Source organism: Janthinobacterium sp. Bl 1, from assembly GCF_058215535.1.
In genome coordinates, this window is sequence record NZ_CM177086.1 from 5,725,903 (window position 1) to 5,741,312 (window position 15,410).

General features: G+C 63.4%; 14 protein-coding genes. 1 reads left to right on the plus strand and 13 read right to left on the minus strand.

Annotated features, from left to right (window positions below; all coding sequences use genetic code 11):
- Nucleotides 1–55: 55 nt before the first annotated feature.
- The 7 genes from AC4BCN_RS25865 to AC4BCN_RS25895 all read right to left on the minus strand — a co-directional run bounded on the left by AC4BCN_RS25865 (nt 56) and on the right by AC4BCN_RS25895 (nt 7,967).
- The gene (locus tag AC4BCN_RS25865; protein WP_490492077.1) at nt 56–1,207 is read right to left on the minus strand and encodes a ribonucleotide-diphosphate reductase subunit beta; all 1,152 of its coding nucleotides are present in this window, start codon (nt 1,205–1,207) and stop codon (nt 56–58) included.
- 224 nt (nt 1,208–1,431) lie between these two features.
- The gene (locus tag AC4BCN_RS25870) at nt 1,432–4,383 is read right to left on the minus strand and encodes a ribonucleoside-diphosphate reductase subunit alpha (RefSeq protein ID WP_338679744.1); all 2,952 of its coding nucleotides are present in this window, start codon (nt 4,381–4,383) and stop codon (nt 1,432–1,434) included.
- A 392-nt stretch (nt 4,384–4,775) separates the two neighbouring features.
- Nucleotides 4,776–5,387, minus strand: coding sequence for a 1,6-anhydro-N-acetylmuramyl-L-alanine amidase AmpD (gene ampD / locus AC4BCN_RS25875; RefSeq protein ID WP_338682374.1), 612 nt, complete (start codon nt 5,385–5,387; stop codon nt 4,776–4,778).
- The gene (locus AC4BCN_RS25880) at nt 5,365–6,453 is read right to left on the minus strand and encodes a sigma 54-interacting transcriptional regulator (protein WP_338679745.1); all 1,089 of its coding nucleotides are present in this window, start codon (nt 6,451–6,453) and stop codon (nt 5,365–5,367) included. The genes ampD and AC4BCN_RS25880 overlap by 23 nt, the downstream gene beginning before the upstream one ends.
- A 119-nt stretch (nt 6,454–6,572) precedes the next feature.
- Nucleotides 6,573–6,833 (minus strand): PP0621 family protein, encoded by a 261-nt coding sequence (locus AC4BCN_RS25885; RefSeq protein ID WP_034746591.1) that lies wholly within the window; start codon nt 6,831–6,833, stop codon nt 6,573–6,575.
- Entirely contained in the window at nt 6,830–7,633 is an 804-nt protein-coding gene (locus tag AC4BCN_RS25890; RefSeq protein ID WP_046684240.1) for a cytochrome C assembly family protein, read from the minus strand. The genes AC4BCN_RS25885 and AC4BCN_RS25890 overlap by 4 nt, the downstream gene beginning before the upstream one ends.
- Nucleotides 7,634–7,667: 34 nt before the next feature.
- The gene (locus tag AC4BCN_RS25895) at nt 7,668–7,967 is read right to left on the minus strand and encodes a hypothetical protein (protein ID WP_338679746.1); all 300 of its coding nucleotides are present in this window, start codon (nt 7,965–7,967) and stop codon (nt 7,668–7,670) included.
- Here AC4BCN_RS25895 and AC4BCN_RS25900 point away from each other — a divergent pair.
- Nucleotides 7,966–8,505 carry a hypothetical protein gene (locus AC4BCN_RS25900; RefSeq protein WP_070301191.1) on the plus strand — a complete coding sequence of 180 codons (540 nt, stop codon included), beginning with the start codon at nt 7,966–7,968 and terminating at the stop codon, nt 8,503–8,505. The two genes, AC4BCN_RS25895 and AC4BCN_RS25900, sit on opposite strands and share 2 nt — an antisense overlap.
- Before the next feature lie 68 nt (nt 8,506–8,573).
- Here the strand turns inward: AC4BCN_RS25900 and AC4BCN_RS25905 are convergent, their stop codons facing one another.
- The 6 genes from AC4BCN_RS25905 to AC4BCN_RS25930 form a co-directional block, all read right to left on the minus strand.
- Nucleotides 8,574–9,557: an ABC transporter substrate-binding protein gene (locus tag AC4BCN_RS25905; protein WP_034746579.1), complete on the minus strand. Its 984-nt coding sequence runs from the start codon at nt 9,555–9,557 to the stop codon at nt 8,574–8,576.
- A gap of 146 nt (nt 9,558–9,703) precedes the next feature.
- Entirely contained in the window at nt 9,704–11,698 is a 1,995-nt protein-coding gene (locus AC4BCN_RS25910) for a MacB family efflux pump subunit (protein WP_338679747.1), read from the minus strand.
- A 5-nt stretch (nt 11,699–11,703) separates the two neighbouring features.
- Nucleotides 11,704–12,891, minus strand: a complete 1,188-nt coding sequence (locus tag AC4BCN_RS25915) for an efflux RND transporter periplasmic adaptor subunit (RefSeq protein WP_338679748.1) — start codon at nt 12,889–12,891, stop codon at nt 11,704–11,706.
- A 91-nt stretch (nt 12,892–12,982) separates the two neighbouring features.
- A complete protein-coding gene (locus AC4BCN_RS25920) occupies nt 12,983–13,324 on the minus strand; it encodes a DUF3325 domain-containing protein (protein ID WP_338679749.1) in 342 nt (113 codons plus the stop codon).
- Nucleotides 13,321–15,024, minus strand: coding sequence for a PepSY-associated TM helix domain-containing protein (locus AC4BCN_RS25925; RefSeq protein ID WP_338679750.1), 1,704 nt, complete (start codon nt 15,022–15,024; stop codon nt 13,321–13,323). Before AC4BCN_RS25925 ends, AC4BCN_RS25920 begins: the two co-directional genes overlap by 4 nt.
- The gene (locus tag AC4BCN_RS25930) at nt 15,021–15,302 is read right to left on the minus strand and encodes a hypothetical protein (RefSeq protein ID WP_080698408.1); all 282 of its coding nucleotides are present in this window, start codon (nt 15,300–15,302) and stop codon (nt 15,021–15,023) included. The genes AC4BCN_RS25925 and AC4BCN_RS25930 overlap by 4 nt, the downstream gene beginning before the upstream one ends.
- Between the last annotated feature and the right edge of the window lie 108 nt (nt 15,303–15,410).

Genomic DNA, 15,410 nt, shown 5'->3' on the forward strand with positions numbered 1-15,410 from the left:
CCCCGCATCCGCGAGGCCTTTGTTACATACATGACTTGTGACGCTATCGGCTGGCTTATTCCCAGTTCAGCGCGCCGCCGGTCTGGTATTCCGTCACGCGCGTCTCGAAGAAGTTGCGTTCCTTCTTCATGTCGATCATTTCGCTCATCCACGGGAATGGATTTTCTTCCTGGGCGAACAGCGGCTCGATGCCGATCTGCTGCGCGCGGCGGTTGGCGATGAAGCGCAAATAGCCCTTGAACATCGGCGCGTTCAGACCCAGTACGCCGCGCGGCATGGTGTCTTCCGCGTATGCGTATTCCAGTTCCACGGCCTGCATGAACAGATCCTTGATCTCTTCGCGGAATTCGGCCGTCCACAGCTGCGGGTTTTCCATCTTGATCGTGTTGATCAAGTCGATGCCGAAGTTGCAGTGCATCGATTCGTCGCGCAGGATGTACTGGTACTGTTCCGCCGCGCCCATCATCTTGTTCTGGCGGCCCAGCGCCAGGATCTGCGTGAAGCCGACGTAGAAGAACAGGCCTTCCATCAGGCAGGCAAACACGATCAGCGATTTGAGCAGCTTCTGATCGTTTTCCACCGTGCCGGTGACGAATGCCGGGTCGGTCAGGGTGTTGATGAACGGGATCAGGAATTCATCCTTGTCGCGGATCGACTTGACTTCGTTGTAGGCGTTGAAGATCTCGCCTTCGTCCAGGCCCAGCGATTCGACGATGTACTGGTAAGCGTGCGTGTGGATCGCTTCCTCGAACGCCTGGCGCAGCAGGTACTGGCGGCACTCGGGCGCCGTGATGTGGCGGTAGGTACCCAGCACGATGTTGTTGGCAGCCAGCGAATCGGCCGTCACGAAGAAGCCCAGGTTGCGCTTGACCAGGCGGCGCTCGTCGTCCGTCAGGCCGTTCGGGTTTTTCCACAGCTCGATATCGCGCTGCATGTTCACTTCCTGCGGCATCCAGTGGTTGGCGCAGCCGGCCAGGTATTTGTCCCACGCCCATTTGTACTTGAACGGCACCAGCTGGTTGACGTCCGTCTTGCCATTGATGATGCGCTTGTCGTCCGCATTCACGCGGCGCGCCACTTGCTCGGCGTTCGCTTCGGACGGCTCGGCACCTGCCGGCAGGTTCAATTCGGTATTTCCCAATGGCGCTTGCTGCGCCGGACGCGGCACAGCTGCCGACGTGGTTTCATCATCCCATGACAACGACATATTCTTCTTCCTTTCCATGCCGGCGAGCCGGCGATCCGCAACAGGCCCGTTGAATCGGACAATGCGGACATTGACAACATTGAATCAGCCCAGACGCTCCGGGCTGACAACTTTAAATTTTTTAAAAACCGTCGCGAGCAAGCCCGATATCGGGTCGAGTAGCGCAGCCGTACTTTAGTACGGTGAGCAACACAGAACCCGAGAGGGGGCTGCGCAGCAGGTTTTTACTGGCAGGCTTCGCACTCTTCGAAACCGTCATCACCCGGACGCAGGTAGCACGCTTCGCCATCGGCGTCGTCCGCTGCCGCTGCCACCACTGGCGCCACGGCCACCGCTGCTGCCGCCACGGCCGCTGCCTGGGCGCTTTGCGCGCTGGCCGACATGCCGCCGTCGACTGCCACGGCGTTCAGGGCGCCCGTCTTGGAGGTCGATTTCTCCATGTGGGTAGCGGCGATGGTACGCAGGTAGTAGGTGGTTTTCAGGCCACGCAGCCATGCCAGCTTGTAGGTCTCGTCCAGTTTCTTGCCCGATGCACCAGCCATGTAGATGTTCAGCGACTGAGCCTGGTCGATCCACTTCTGGCGACGCGAAGCCGCTTCCACCAGCCAGCTTGGCGACACTTCAAAGGCGGTGGCGTAGATATCGCGCAGGTCTTGCGGGATGCGGTCGATCTTCACCAGCGAGCCGTCGAAGTACTTCAGGTCGGAGATCATGACTTCATCCCACAGGTCGCGTGCCTTCAGGTCGCGCACCAGGTAGCCGTTGATCTCGGTGAATTCGCCCGACAGGTTCGATTTCACGTACAGGTTCTGGAACGTCGGCTCGATACAGGCCGACACGCCGATGATGTTCGAAATCGTCGCCGTCGGGGCGATCGCCACGCAGTTCGAATTGCGCATGCCGAACTTGGCGATGCGTTCGCGCACCGGAGTCCAGTCCATGGCCGACGAGGAATCGACTTCCAGGTAGCCGCCGCGCTCTTCGGCCAGCAGTTTGACCGAATCCTGCGGCAGGATGCCGCGGTCCCACAGCGAGCCGGCGTACGACTCATAGCGGCCGCGCTCTTCGGCCAGTTCCGTCGACGCCAGGTAGGCGTAGTAGCAGACGGCTTCCATCGAGGTGTCGGCAAACGATACGGCGGCGTCCGAGGCGAACGGCACGCGCATCATGTGCAGGCAGTCCTGGAAGCCCATCACGCCCATGCCGACCGGACGGTGGCGCATGTTCGAATTGCGCGCCTTGTCGACGGCGTAGTAGTTGATGTCGATGACGTTGTCGAGCATGCGCATGGCGGTGCGGATGGTCTTGGCCAGCTTGACGTGATCGAGCTTGCCTTCCTTCATGTGCGCCGGCATGTTGACGGAACCGAGGTTGCAGACGGCGATTTCGTCAGGGCCCGTGTTCAGCGTGATTTCCGTGCACAGGTTCGAGCTGTGGACGACGCCGACGTGCGACTGCGGGCTGCGGATGTTGCAAGGATCCTTGAACGTGATCCATGGGTGGCCCGTTTCAAACAGCATCGACAGCATCTTGCGCCACAGGTCCAGCGCGGCGATCTTCTTGAAGACGCGGATTTCGCCGGCGGCGGCCTTGGCTTCATAGCCCAGGTAAGCCTGTTCAAAAGCCTTGCCGACCTTGTCGTGCAGGTCTGGCGTGTCCGATGGCGAGAACAGGGTCCAGTCGCCTTTTTCCATGACGCGCTTCATGAACATGTCGGGAATCCAGTTCGCCGTGTTCATGTCGTGCGTGCGGCGGCGGTCGTCGCCCGTGTTCTTGCGCAGGTCGAGGAATTCCTCGATGTCCATGTGCCAGGTTTCCAGGTAGGCGCAGACAGCGCCCTTGCGTTTGCCGCCCTGGTTGACTGCCACGGCAGTGTCGTTGACCACTTTCAGGAACGGTACCACGCCTTGCGACTTGCCGTTGGTGCCCTTGATGTGGGCGCCCAGGGCGCGCACTGGCGTCCAGTCGTTGCCCAGGCCGCCGGCAAACTTGGCCAGCAGCGCATTGTCCTTGATGGCGTCGTAGATGCCTTCCAGGTCATCGGAGACGGTGCTCAGGTAGCACGACGACAGCTGCGAGCGCAGGGTGCCCGAATTGAACAGGGTCGGCGTCGAGCTCATGAAGTCGAACGAGGACAGCAGACTGTAGAACTCGATGGCGCGTGCTTCGCGGTCCGCTTCGTTCAGCGCAAGGCCCATGGCCACGCGCATGTAGAACGCTTGCGGCATTTCGATGCGCACGTCCTGGATGTGCAGGAAGTAGCGGTCATACAGGGTTTGCAGGCCGATGTAGCCGAACTGCAAGTCGCGGTCGGCGACGATGGCTTTGGCCAGGCGCTCCAGGTCGAAACTGGCGAGTACCGGGTTCAGCAGCTCAGCGGCGATACCCTTGGCAATGTATTGCGGGAAATACGTCAGGTATTCAGCGGCAGCGGCCGCTTGCGGCACTTCCTTGCCGAACACTTCCTTGCGCACCGTGTGCAGCAGGATGCGGGCCGTGACCTGGCTGTAGGCCGGATCTTTTTCCATCAGTGCGCGCGCCGCCAGGATGGCCGACTTGTGCAGCTCTTCGACAGGCACGCCGTCGTACAGGTTTTTCACGGTTTCAGCCAGGATGGCGTCGGCATCGACGTGCTTTTCCAGGCCGGCGCAGGCGGCGTTGATCAGGTCGCGCACTTCCTGCATGTCCAGCAGGCGGCGCACGCCGTTGTCGGTGACGTTCAGCTGGGGCGCGGTCACTTGCGCGGACGCGCCTTGCGCTTCCTTCTGCAGGCGGCGCTCTTCCATGTGCTTGGCGCGGTACAGCACGTAGGCACGCGCCACGTCGTGCTCGCCCGAACGCATCAGCGACAGTTCCACCTGGTCTTGCACATCTTCGATATGGAAGGTGCCGCCGCCCGGATGGCGGCGCACCAGCGCGGCAACGACGCCGTCCGTCAGCTGTTCCACCAGTTCGCGGATGCGTGCCGAGGCTGCGCCCTGGCCGCCGTTAACGGCCAAAAACGCCTTGGTCATGGCGATCGCGATCTTCGAAGGCTCAAATGCCACCACCGCACCGTTGCGGCGGATGATGCGATAGTCGCCCAATGCCGCGCCCGTGCTCGCCACGCTGTTGGCCGCGCCTGGCGCTGGCGATACTGGCGTTGGATGGATGGAAATATCTTGTGGTGATTGCATTGAAGCTCCCGTTGTCAGCTAAAGTCAGCCTGCAGTTTTGCTGCCGCGTGTGTTGTTGAATAGAACGCCCGATGGTCAGGGTTTCTTCAGGTATTTGTTGCTAAATAGTAAATTATTAATGCATAAAACAGAGTCAGAAGCCATATCGCCACACCGTACTGCCCGGCTGGCGCGAAACACGATCAAGGGTGATAAACCGCCAGTTCCAGTGCTTTATCAGCAATCCGGGTAGCTTTGACAATAATTCTGAAAACGTCTGTGATGGCACTAGATATAGTCTTTACATCCAACTTCTGCACTAATTGTAGTACCCATCGGAGGGTGATGCAATAGTTTTCCGGCATCCGCCGGCGTAATTTTTTGTATTTTCATATACGATTTCGGTTGACTTTTCAGGGTATGGATGGAAAGCCCAATCCCCGCGAAGTAAGCGCTAACGCAGGCTGCCCGCGCAAGATTTCCAGCCAGCATTTTTGATAAAAATGCCAGTCAAAAAACGGCCCCGGATCCGTCTTCCTCCCCGGCGCGATATGCTCGTGCCCGCGCACCTGCGACAGCCCGTAGCGCGCCACCAGCGCCGCCGTCAGCGCCGCCAGCACATGGTATTGCCGCCGCTGGAAGGGCACGTCGTCCGCGCCTTCCATTTCGATACCGATGGAATAGCCATTGCACTGCGGGCGTCCTTCAAACATGGACGCGCCCGCATGCCAGGCACGTTGATCAGTAGAAACATATTGCAGCAGCGCACCATCGCGCCGCACAAAAAAGTGCGCCGACACCTGCAAGCCACGCAGGTCGGCGAAAGAAGGATCGGCATTATAATCTACCCGGCCCGTAAACAAGTCCGACACATGCGGCCCGCCAAAGTGGCCACCCGGCAAGCTGATGTTATGGATCACCAGCAAGTCGACTTGCGTACCGTCCGGGCGCGCATCGTGGTGCGGCGAGTCATAGCGCAGCGCGCCAGCGCACCAGCCATCTTCATCTATCGTCCATACGCTCATCAAGTAAAGCTTCCTGTATCGTCAATTTCTGCATGCGGTAACGCAACTGGCGCACGCTCAAGCCCAGCTGGCGCGCCGCCCTTGCGCGGTGGTAGCGCGCCTGTGCCAGCGCCAGCATGATCATGTCGCGCTCGGCCTGGCGCAAATACACGTCGAGCGGCAGGACGGGGGCCACGCCATGCGCGGCCATGCCGGGCAGGCACAGTTGCCGCTCCGGCAAGTCCGGCAGTGCCGGCAGTGCCGGCGCCGCCCGCAAGGGCATAGTGCCCGCCGTGGATGGCAAGGCCAGCCCGTCGAGCGCGATCACGCCGCCGTCGGCAAACGCCAGCGCCCGCTCCAGCACGTTTTCCAGTTCACGCACATTGCCGGGAAACGCATACGCACCCAGGGCCGCCAGCACCGGCGGCGCCAGGCTCACGGTCCGGCGTGGCGACAGGCGCGCGAGGATCACCTCACATAATACCTGCAGATCGCCGCGCCGCTCGCGCAACGGCGGCAGCGCCAGCTCGATCACGTTGAGCCGGTAAAACAGGTCCTGGCGGAATGTGCCGGCGGCCACGCCGCGCGCCAGGCCATGCTGGCTCGCGCACAGGATGCGCACGTCGACGGCTTCGTCGCTGCTGCCGCCCAGCTTGCGCACGCGGCGCTCCTGCAGCACGCGCAACAGTTTTACCTGCATGGCCAGCGGCAGATCGTCGACTTCATCGAGCAGCAAACTGCCGCCATGGGCCGCCTGGAACAAACCCTGGCGTTCGTGCAGCGCGCCCGTATAGGCGCCCGGGCGGCAGCCGAAGAATTCCGCTTCCATCAGCGCTTCGGGAATAGCGCCGCAGTTGACGGCGATAAACGGGAAGCTGGCGCGCGCGCCCTGCGCATGGATGGCGCGCGCCGCCAGTTCCTTGCCCGTGCCCGATTCGCCGCGGATGGCCACCGGCGCGCCACAGCGGGCGATGCGGCCGATCTGCGCGCGCAGCGCCTGCATGGGCAGCGAGTTGCCGCTCAGTTGCGGCGCCGGCGGCATGCCGGTGGCGGTCACGGTATCCGGACCAGGATTGGGACGGGACATGGAAGCGCGCCTTTCCGCAATGGCGGCGGCGAACCGCCTCATGCAGATGCTACGCCGGACGGAGGCCGGAGGACGTTACGATACGGATGAGCAACGCGAGCGCACCTGCGGGCCTGCCCTTACAAGGTGGCGTGCGCGTGGCTGCAGTAATCGTGGCCCTTGGCCTGCACGTTTTCGGAGGCCGGGTAGTACACGCCGCAGTGGGCGCAGCACAGCATCAGCTCGGCATCAGGCAATTCCTGCGGCCGGCCGGGCGGCGCAAACGGGTTCGGCTGCTGTTGTTGCTGCGCGCGGGCCCGTTGCTGCATGCCACGGATCTTGCTGCGGATCGCAAACAGCACCAGGAACACCAGCGCCAGCCAGAATAAAACACGTGTCATGCGAATCCTCGGTGTAAAACCACTTCCAGTACAAAACGGCTGCCGACATAGGCCAGCAGCAAGGTGGCGAAACCGGCCAGGGTAAAGCTCAGGGCCGTCTTGCCGCGCCAGCCGCGAAAGCGCCGGCCTGCCAGCAGCGAGGCAAACAGCAGCCACGACAGCATGGTAAACACGGATTTGTGATCCCAGTTGAGCGCCTTGCCAAACAGTTGTTCGGAAAACACGATGCCCGACAGTACGGTCAGGCTGAGCAAAATAAATCCCAGGCCGATCATGCGGAACAGCAGCTTTTCCATCGTCAGCAGGGCTGGCAGCTGGTCCAGCGCCGTGCCGATGAAGCCGCGGCTTTCGCTGCGCGTATGCAAACGCGATTCCTGCAGCGCCATCAGCACGGCGTGAAAAGCGGCAATCGTCAGGGTGCTGTAGGCGAGCACGGCCACGGCAATATGCCAGCCGAAGACGGCCGACTTGCCTTCCATGCTGACCTGGCTGCCAGGAAAGGCCCAGGCCAGGCCAATGGCGAGGACGGCGCTGGGCATGACCATGCGGCGCAGTCCGTCCAGGCTGAAATTGCGGTTCTCTATCCAGTAGGCGCCCACCGACACCCACAGCGCGGCCGACAGCATGGCGGAAAAACCGAAGCGCAAGGTGCCCGGCGCCATCAGGTCGAACCACAGGGTGGCGGCGTGCGCCAGCCAGGCGACGCCGGTCAGGCCGGCAATGAGCCGGGCACGGGACGAGGGAAGCACCGCGCACGCCGCATACAACAGGGCGGCGATGAAAAAGAAATAGATCTGCATAGTTTAAGTTTACACCATAGCCGGCAAGCGCGATTCAAGCGACAGTATGGGCTGCAGGCAATTCGCCGCCAGCCGACACCGCAAGCCTGCCATGATATCGCGCCTCGGGCGCGGCGGGGTAGCGCACCCTCAAGATTTTGGCAATCTTTCCTGCGGCGCACTGCCGCCGCGTCACGGCCACGTTGCCATCTGGATGAGCCAGCCCTATAATTATGTCCATAGAGCAACAATCTTTCACTTTTCGCCACTCGCCCACCACCGCCATGTTTTCTTTCAAAAAAATTTCCTGGACCTGTCTCCTGCTGGCCGCCTGCACCGTATTAAGCGGTTGCATGAAAGATGCGCCTTCCCAATCCACATACGAGGAGTATTTCCGCACGTCCATCCAAAGCTATGACCTGTACAAGGAGTACTTCGACATTGCAAAGCTGGAAAAGCTGAACGGCTGGAAAGAGAACGAACAGTACGAAATCAAGGGCTCGGCCGTGCTGCGCGCCAAGGTGGGCTACCTGGAATTGCTGGCCGACGTGGCCGACAAGCTCGAAACGCAGGCAAAGACGGACGGCTCCGTGGGCATGACCATGGGCCTGGGCCTGATGGCGCGCGGCATGGGCGGAGAGAACAAGGTCTTCCGCGAATTCTGGGTGCAGCAGCAGGAAAAGAAGGCGATTCCCGCGCCGCTGCTGGCGCGCCAGGCGGCGATGACGGCCGAGCGTTTCGATAACCTGATGCAATGGTCGGACCAGCTCGTGCAAGACAATTACGGCGCCATCATCAGCCGCCAGCTGAAGAAAGGCGATGAGCTGACCCGCATCTACACGCTGAGCTTCCGCCAAACGGAGAAGGGCTGGATGGGTTTTAACGCCCGCTAAGGCCACCCTTCCATAAAAAAACCTCCGCGCCATCGCTGGTGCGGAGGTTTTTTTCATGGCTGCCTGATTTACTTCACGTTCAGGCTCTTTTTCGCCTGCTCCAGCAAGTCCGTCTTGACCCAGTCCTTGGCCACGGGCGGCTTCGTCATGCGGCCCACGCCCGTTTTCACCATCACGTCCGTGGTGATCTGGATATGCTCGGGCGAGATATCGTACGAATACGGCGAATTGCTGATCGCGTCGTCGAAGTCATCCTTCGTGATCTGGCCGCGGAACACGACTTCGCGCACATATTTTTCCGCCGTCGCCTTGTTGTCGATAAAGGTCTTGGTCGCTTCGACGAAGCAGCGCATGAATTTTTCCGCCACGGGACGGCGTTCCTTGTAGAACTTTTCCGTCATCACCATGGTCCGCACGGGCTCGCCGATCGGCGTGTCGTACGGTTTGATGACCTCAGTGCCGAAACCCTTGTTGATCGCCTGCGACGATTGCGGCTCGGACTGCATCATCGCGTCGATATTCTTGCCCATCAGCGCCTGGTTCAAGTCGGCGTAGGCGAGAAATACCAGCTGCACATCCTTGCCCTTGGTTTCCGAGTACGTCAGGCCCGCCTGCGACAGCTCGGCCAGCAGCAGCACTTCCTGGATGCCGCCGCGCGTCACGCCCACGCGCTTGCCCTTCAACTCCTTGACGCTGGTGATCTTTTGCCCCGCCCCGCCCACCAGGCGCGCGCCGCCCTTGGCAAAACCGGCGACCACATAGATCGGGGCACCGCCGGCGCGGCCGGAAATGGCCGCTTCGGACGCCGTCGCGCCAACGTCCAGCTCGCCCGCGATAATCGCCTGCATCACGTCGAGGCCCTTGGCAAAGATATGCTCTTCGACCTTGATGCCGCACTTGGGCGCGATTTCCTTGATGTACGACACGGCGCCGTAATGGGCGAATTTCAAATTGCCCAGGCGCACGACTTCCTGCGCCTGCACGGCGCCCATGCCGAAGGCCAGCATGAGGGCGGCGGCGATACCGGTCTTCAGGGTTGATTTTTTCTGCATCGGGTTCTCCTGTGGTGGTTGGTGTGTGCCCGCAAGGGCACGCGAAACACTGCTTTTATTATCAGGAGATAGTACCGCGTGTTAGAGCCAGGGCAACATTTTTTTGCCGGCAGCCACGCTGCCGGCGTTGTTATTACTGCCTGTTATTACTGTCCAGCCAGCGCCACGACCGGATCGAGTCCCGACGCCTTGCGCGCCGGCATGAAGCCAAATACCAGCCCCGTCACCACGGCGCAGGCAAACGCGCCGGCAATGGCGCTCAGGGAAAAGATCACCGGCACGTCCCACACCAGCAGCAAGCCGGCCACCGTCACGCCGACCACGATGCCGGCCACGCCGCCCACCACCGACACCAGCACGGCTTCGGTGAGGAACTGGCGCAGGATGTCCCGCCGGCGCGCGCCCGTCGCCATGCGGATGCCGATTTCGCGCGTGCGCTCGCGCACCGTCATCAGCATCACGTTCATGACGCCGATGCCGCCCACCACCAGCGAGACGACCGCAATCAGGCTGAGCATCATGGTCATGTTGTCCTGCGTCTTGGCTTCGGCGGCGATCGAGGCGGCCGCGTTGCTGATGCCGTAGTCGCGGATGCGGTGGCGCTCGAACATGGTGGCGTCGACCGCCGCCTCCACCTCCGTCACGCGCTTGACGTCGTCCACCGCCATCACCGTGTAGGTGGGCTCGCGCTGGCCGAAGACGCGGATGCCGGCCGTGGAAAACGGCAGCAGCAGCACGTCGTCTTCATCCTTCTCGCCCGTCAGCGCGCCCTTCGCGCTCATCACGCCGATCACCTGGAACGGCACGTTGCCGATCAGGATGCTCTGCCCCACGGGGTTGGGTACGTCGGGCATCAGCTTTTCCGCCAGGTGCGCGCCCAGCACAGCCACGGTCGCCATCTCGCGCTCGTCTTCCTCGGTAAAGAAGCCGCCCTTGGCCACGGGCCAGGTCTGGATCTGCGGCAGGGCCGGCCCCGTGCCGCGCACATAGGTCTGCACGTCGAGGTTGCCGTGGCGTATCACCTTGTTGCCCGTGACGTTAGGCAGCACGTGGGAAATGCCCGGCACGTCCTTGAGCGCATCGAGGTCGGCCAGGGTAATGCTGCGCCCGGGGATGCGCGAGCTTTCGCCGCGCGACGCCATGTACAGCAGATTCGAGCCGAACGCGCCCAGTTGCGCCATCACCTGCTGGCGCGTGCCCAGGCCGATGGCCAGCATGACGATCACGGAAGCGACGCCGATGACGATGCCGAGCAAGGTCAATCCCGTGCGGAAGCGGTTGATCCACAGCACGCGCCAGGCCGCGCGGGCCGCGTCGAGCAATTCCGTGCCCAGCGACGCGCCAGTGTCGTGGGCGGCGCGCGACATGTCAAGCGGTGGCAGGGCCGTCGACGTGGCGGGAATGGCGATGGCGCCCAAGTCTTCGACGATTTCGCCATCGCTGATCTCGATCACCCGGCGCGCCTGGGCCGCCACCTTGCGGTCATGCGTAATGAGGATGATGGTGTGGCCCGCATCGGCCAGTTCGCCCAGCAGGGCCATGACTTCGGCGCCGCTGCTGCTATCTAACGCCCCCGTCGGCTCATCGGCGAGAATGATGCGCCCGCCATTCATCAGGGCGCGCGCGATCGACACACGCTGCTGCTGCCCGCCCGACAACTGGTTCGGCCGGTGATCCAAACGTTCACCGAGGCCCAGGCGCTTGAGCAGCGCTTCCGAGCGCGCATGGCGGGCCGCCGCCGGCATGCCCGCGTACAGGGCCGGCACTTCCACGTTTTCGCGCGCCGATTCCGTGGCGATCAGGTGATACCCCTGGAAGACGAAACCGAACGCTTCGCGCCGCAGCCACGCCAGTTCATCGGGGTTCAGGCTGGCCACGTCATGGCCGGCGAAGCGGTACGTGCCGTCGCTGGGGCGGTCCAGGCACCCCAGCAAATGCATCAGGGTCGACTTGCCGGAACCGGAGGCGCCGACGATGGCAACGAATTCGCCGGCGCCAATCGACAAGGTCAGGCCGCGCAGCACTTCCACGGCCGGCGCGCCATCGTGGCCGCCGTAGCGCTTGCGGATGCCAGCAAGTTCAATCAATGGCGCCGGCTGGCCAGGTTCTCCTGCTTGTCCCAGCGACCTGGCCTCGCTCATCGCGCTCACAGCTGGAACCTGCTGGCGCCGCTGTTCGATGGCTGCTCGCCTGTGACCAGCAATTCGCCTTCGCGCAAGCCTTGCAGCACTTCCGCGCTGAGGCGGTTGCGCACGCCGACGGTGACGGCGCGCGTATCGACCTTGCCGTCCGCACCCATCACGCGGGCCGTGAACTGCCCCGGCTTGGCGCCTTCTTCCGTCGACGGTTTCAGGGCCGGCAAGGGCACGGCCAGCACATTGTTCGCCGCCGCCGTGACGAACACCACTTGCGCCGTCATCTGCGGCATCAGTTCGCCGTCCGCGTTATCGACGTCGAACAGCACTGTATACAAGATCACCTTGCTGGTCGACGGCGCCAGGGCCGTGCCGGCGGCGGAACCGCCGGGCACTGGCGGCGCAGGCAGGACTTGGCGCACCTTGCCGCTCCAGCGCCGCTGGTCGCCGCCCAGGGTGGTGAAATACACGGGCATGTCCGGGCGCACGCGGCGCACGTCCGCTTCCGACACTTCCGTCCATACCGTCATGGCCGACAGGTCGGCGATGCGCAGGATGTTCGGCGTCTGGTACGTGGCGTTCAGGGTTTGCCCTTCCTTCGCGTCCAGGCCCACCACCTTGCCGGCCATCGGCGCGTAGATGCGCGTGTAACCGAGGCGCGCCTCGTCCGCCTTCAGGCTGGCCTGGGTCTGGTCGATCTGCGCCTTCAGGTGGTCGATCTTGGCGCCGGCCGAGGCCAGCGTGGCTTCGGCCGTTTCCAGGTCGGCCAAGGGGGTCGAATCGAACTTGGCCATCTGCTTCTGGCGCACGTGCTGCTGGCCCGCCAGCCGGTGCTGCGCCTGCTGGTCGGCCAGCTGCGCGCGCAAGCCCGCCAGCGCGGCGCGGCCCGCATCGACCGTGGCTTGCTGCACGCTGGGGTCGATCTCGGCCAGCAGCTGGCCTTTATCGACGTCGCTGCCCGGCTGCACGTGCAAACGCGTGATCTGGCCCGACACCTGCGCGCCCACGTCGACATAGGTTTGCGGCTGCAAGGTGCCGATGGCCGTGACGCTCGCTTCGATGTTGCCGCGCTTGACGGGCGCCGTGTCGAACACGGTGCTCGGGCCGCGCGTGGCCCACAGGGCGCCGGCGCCGAACAGCACCAGCAAGACCACGCCGCCCAGGATGCGGGCGCGGCGGGAAGGCAGGCGGGCCCCCATCAGGCGGCCGCTTTCAATATAGTCACAACATCGGTCGGTGTCGCCAAACGTGAAAAGTGCATCGGTCTATCCTTGAAAATGGCGGTGAATATCACCGCAGGAACGTCACAAGACCTGCCAGCGCGGCGACGGCTGCCAGCAGGGAACTACGAAACAGCAAGCTGGGCGCATACGGCAGCAACAGGGCCACCAGCAGCGCGCCGGCCGATATGAAACCAAGCCAGGCGACGACGCCGACGGTCGCGCTCCAGCCGGCCACGCAGGGCCAGATGGCCAGCGCCAGCAGGACCGCGCCCGCCAGTTGCAGCGCGCGCCGCACGTTCGGCGCCGCATCCCTGCCCCAGACCTGGCCATGGTGGCGGTCCATCGCCAAGGAGAGGCTGGCCATGCCCGCATACGACAGGCCCAGCGCGCACAGGATGGTAGGGATCATGACTGTCCTTCCGTATTAATTTGCAGGCTGGCCGTGGGCGCGGCGCTTTCCCTGGCGGCGGCCTTGCTGGCCGGTTTTTCCTTGCGCTTGTGGACTTTCCACGCGCCCCAGGCGGCCAGCAGGCCGAAGGCCATGCTGCCCAGTTCCACGCCGGCACTTTCCCAGTCGCCGCGCGCGATCTGCGCCGCCAGATTGTCGCCCGTGCTCAGTACATTGAGCACCGGTAGCAGCAGGCACAGAGCCGCCAGCAAGCCCAGTTGCTCGATCCACGCGCGCTTTTCCGCGCGCAGGCAGGCGTGCACCAGCATCACAAACCACACGCCGAAGAAGGCGCGCAATTCCCAGCCGGCGCGGTGTTCGACGCCGACGGGAATCAGGCGGTTGGCCCACAGGAAGCCCACGCAGGCGATGGACAGGCCGGCAATCGCCGCCACGTTCAGGCAGGCGACGGTGCGGTACACGCGCTGCGTGTAGGTGCCGAACTCGCCGCCGGACTTCTGGCGGCGCTTGACCATGAACAGGATGGCGCCCGTGCCCATCATGGCTGTGCCGGCCAGGCCGCAGAAGAAGTACAGCCAGCGCATCGGCGTACCGCCAAAGCCCACCATGTGCAGGTTCGACATGACGGCGCGCGTCAGGCCCGCGCCGCCCGTATCCGACTCGCCGGGACGGCGCAAGGCGACCTGCTCACCGGTGGCCAGCGCATAGCAAGCCCTGCCCGTGTTGGCGCTGATGCGTTCCATCGTGTCCGTCTCTTCATTCCAGCCGTACATGCACACGCGCATGGAGGCGTCGTTCGGGTTGTCCAGCACCACGGCGCGGATTTCCTGGCCGATAGCCTGCTCGGCGCGCAGCGCGTACGGTTCCAGCGCGGGAATGGCCAGCGGCTGGCCTGTCTTCGCGGGCTTGCCCACATCGTTCCAGTCGGCCAGGAAAGCCTTCTTGGCGTTGTCCATGCCGTATTGCGCCACCACGGGGGCCGGCACATAGTCATCGCTGAAGAAGGCCAGCCCCGTGTAGGCGATCATGAACTGGAACGGCAAGGTCAGCACGGCCACCGCGTTGTGCGCGTCGAGCCACGAACGCTGGCCCTTGGCCGGGCGGAAGGTGAAGAAATCCTTGAAGATGCGCTTGTGCGTGATGACGCCGCTCACCAGCGCCACCAGCATGATCATGGTGGTGATGGCGACGATCCACACGCCGATGCGTCCCGCGTGCAGCTCGTAGTGAAAATCGACGAAATGGTGGCCGCCGATGGTGTCGCGCTCCGTTGCCTCGCGCGCATGTTCGATGACGGCGCCCGTCAGCGGATCGAGGTCCGCCGAGCCATAGCCGCCGGCGGGCTGGAACCAGTAGGCGGACAGGCCGTGGCTGGGACGCTGCACGGGCCAGATTTCCCACATGTCCGCCTTCGGATGTTCCTTCGCCATGAAGTCGAGCGCCAGTTCCAGGCGGTGCCCACGGTCCGTGACCTTCGGCAGCGGCGGATCGTTTGCATGCGCCGCCTCTTCCAGTGCATGCTCGGGCGTCATCCAGTGGGTGATCGGCTCGTCGAAGACGGCCAGGGTGCCGGTGAGGAAAATGGCGAACAGCAGCCAGGAAATCCACAGGCCACTCCATGTATGCAGCCAGGCCATGGCCTGGCGCAAGCCGCCCTGCTGCGGCGTCTTGGCCACTTTGTCTACCTTGACGGCGTTCATGCGGCACCCCGCGACAGCAGCAGGCCGATGCCGCCGCAGGCGATGGCCGGCAGCAGCATGCCGAGCCAGGCGCGGCGCAGGTCCTGCACGGCAAAGACCCAGATCACGGCGCAGGTATAGACGACGAAGGCGCTCAGGGTAGCCGTCAGCACGGCTTCGGCACGCGACAGCGGCAGCACGGCCGCCAGCAGCACGGCCACGCCGGACGTCAGTGCATAGCCGCCAAAGATGGCGGCGAGCACGCGCGAGAACAACATCATGTGGGCCGATTTCATCATCGCGGCGCTCCCTGTGGCATACGCTGGCTCACACCGTCGCGGGCCCGATTCAACTGCACTTCCATAAGCCATGCATCCTTCATCAAGATAGATCATTCAAAAGCGGTT

Bases quoted from the DNA above. Each gene is read 5' to 3' on its own strand.
- AC4BCN_RS25865 (WP_490492077.1), bottom strand. From the start codon at position 1,207: ATGTCGTTGTCATGGGATGATGAAACCACGTCGGCAGCTGTGCCGCGT.
- AC4BCN_RS25870 (WP_338679744.1), bottom strand. From the start codon at position 4,383: ATGCAATCACCACAAGATATTTCCATCCATCCAACGCCAGTATCGCCA.
- ampD (WP_338682374.1), bottom strand. From the start codon at position 5,387: ATGAGCGTATGGACGATAGATGAAGATGGCTGGTGCGCTGGCGCGCTG.
- AC4BCN_RS25880 (WP_338679745.1), bottom strand. From the start codon at position 6,453: ATGTCCCGTCCCAATCCTGGTCCGGATACCGTGACCGCCACCGGCATG.
- AC4BCN_RS25885 (WP_034746591.1), bottom strand. From the start codon at position 6,833: ATGACACGTGTTTTATTCTGGCTGGCGCTGGTGTTCCTGGTGCTGTTT.
- AC4BCN_RS25890 (WP_046684240.1), bottom strand. From the start codon at position 7,633: ATGCAGATCTATTTCTTTTTCATCGCCGCCCTGTTGTATGCGGCGTGC.
- AC4BCN_RS25900 (WP_070301191.1), top strand. From the start codon at position 7,966: ATGAAAGATGCGCCTTCCCAATCCACATACGAGGAGTATTTCCGCACG.
- AC4BCN_RS25895 (WP_338679746.1), bottom strand. From the start codon at position 7,967: ATGCAACCGCTTAATACGGTGCAGGCGGCCAGCAGGAGACAGGTCCAG.
- AC4BCN_RS25905 (WP_034746579.1), bottom strand. From the start codon at position 9,557: ATGCAGAAAAAATCAACCCTGAAGACCGGTATCGCCGCCGCCCTCATG.
- AC4BCN_RS25910 (WP_338679747.1), bottom strand. From the start codon at position 11,698: ATGAGCGAGGCCAGGTCGCTGGGACAAGCAGGAGAACCTGGCCAGCCG.
- AC4BCN_RS25915 (WP_338679748.1), bottom strand. From the start codon at position 12,891: ATGGGGGCCCGCCTGCCTTCCCGCCGCGCCCGCATCCTGGGCGGCGTG.
- AC4BCN_RS25920 (WP_338679749.1), bottom strand. From the start codon at position 13,324: ATGATCCCTACCATCCTGTGCGCGCTGGGCCTGTCGTATGCGGGCATG.
- AC4BCN_RS25925 (WP_338679750.1), bottom strand. From the start codon at position 15,024: ATGAACGCCGTCAAGGTAGACAAAGTGGCCAAGACGCCGCAGCAGGGC.
- AC4BCN_RS25930 (WP_080698408.1), bottom strand. From the start codon at position 15,302: ATGATGAAATCGGCCCACATGATGTTGTTCTCGCGCGTGCTCGCCGCC.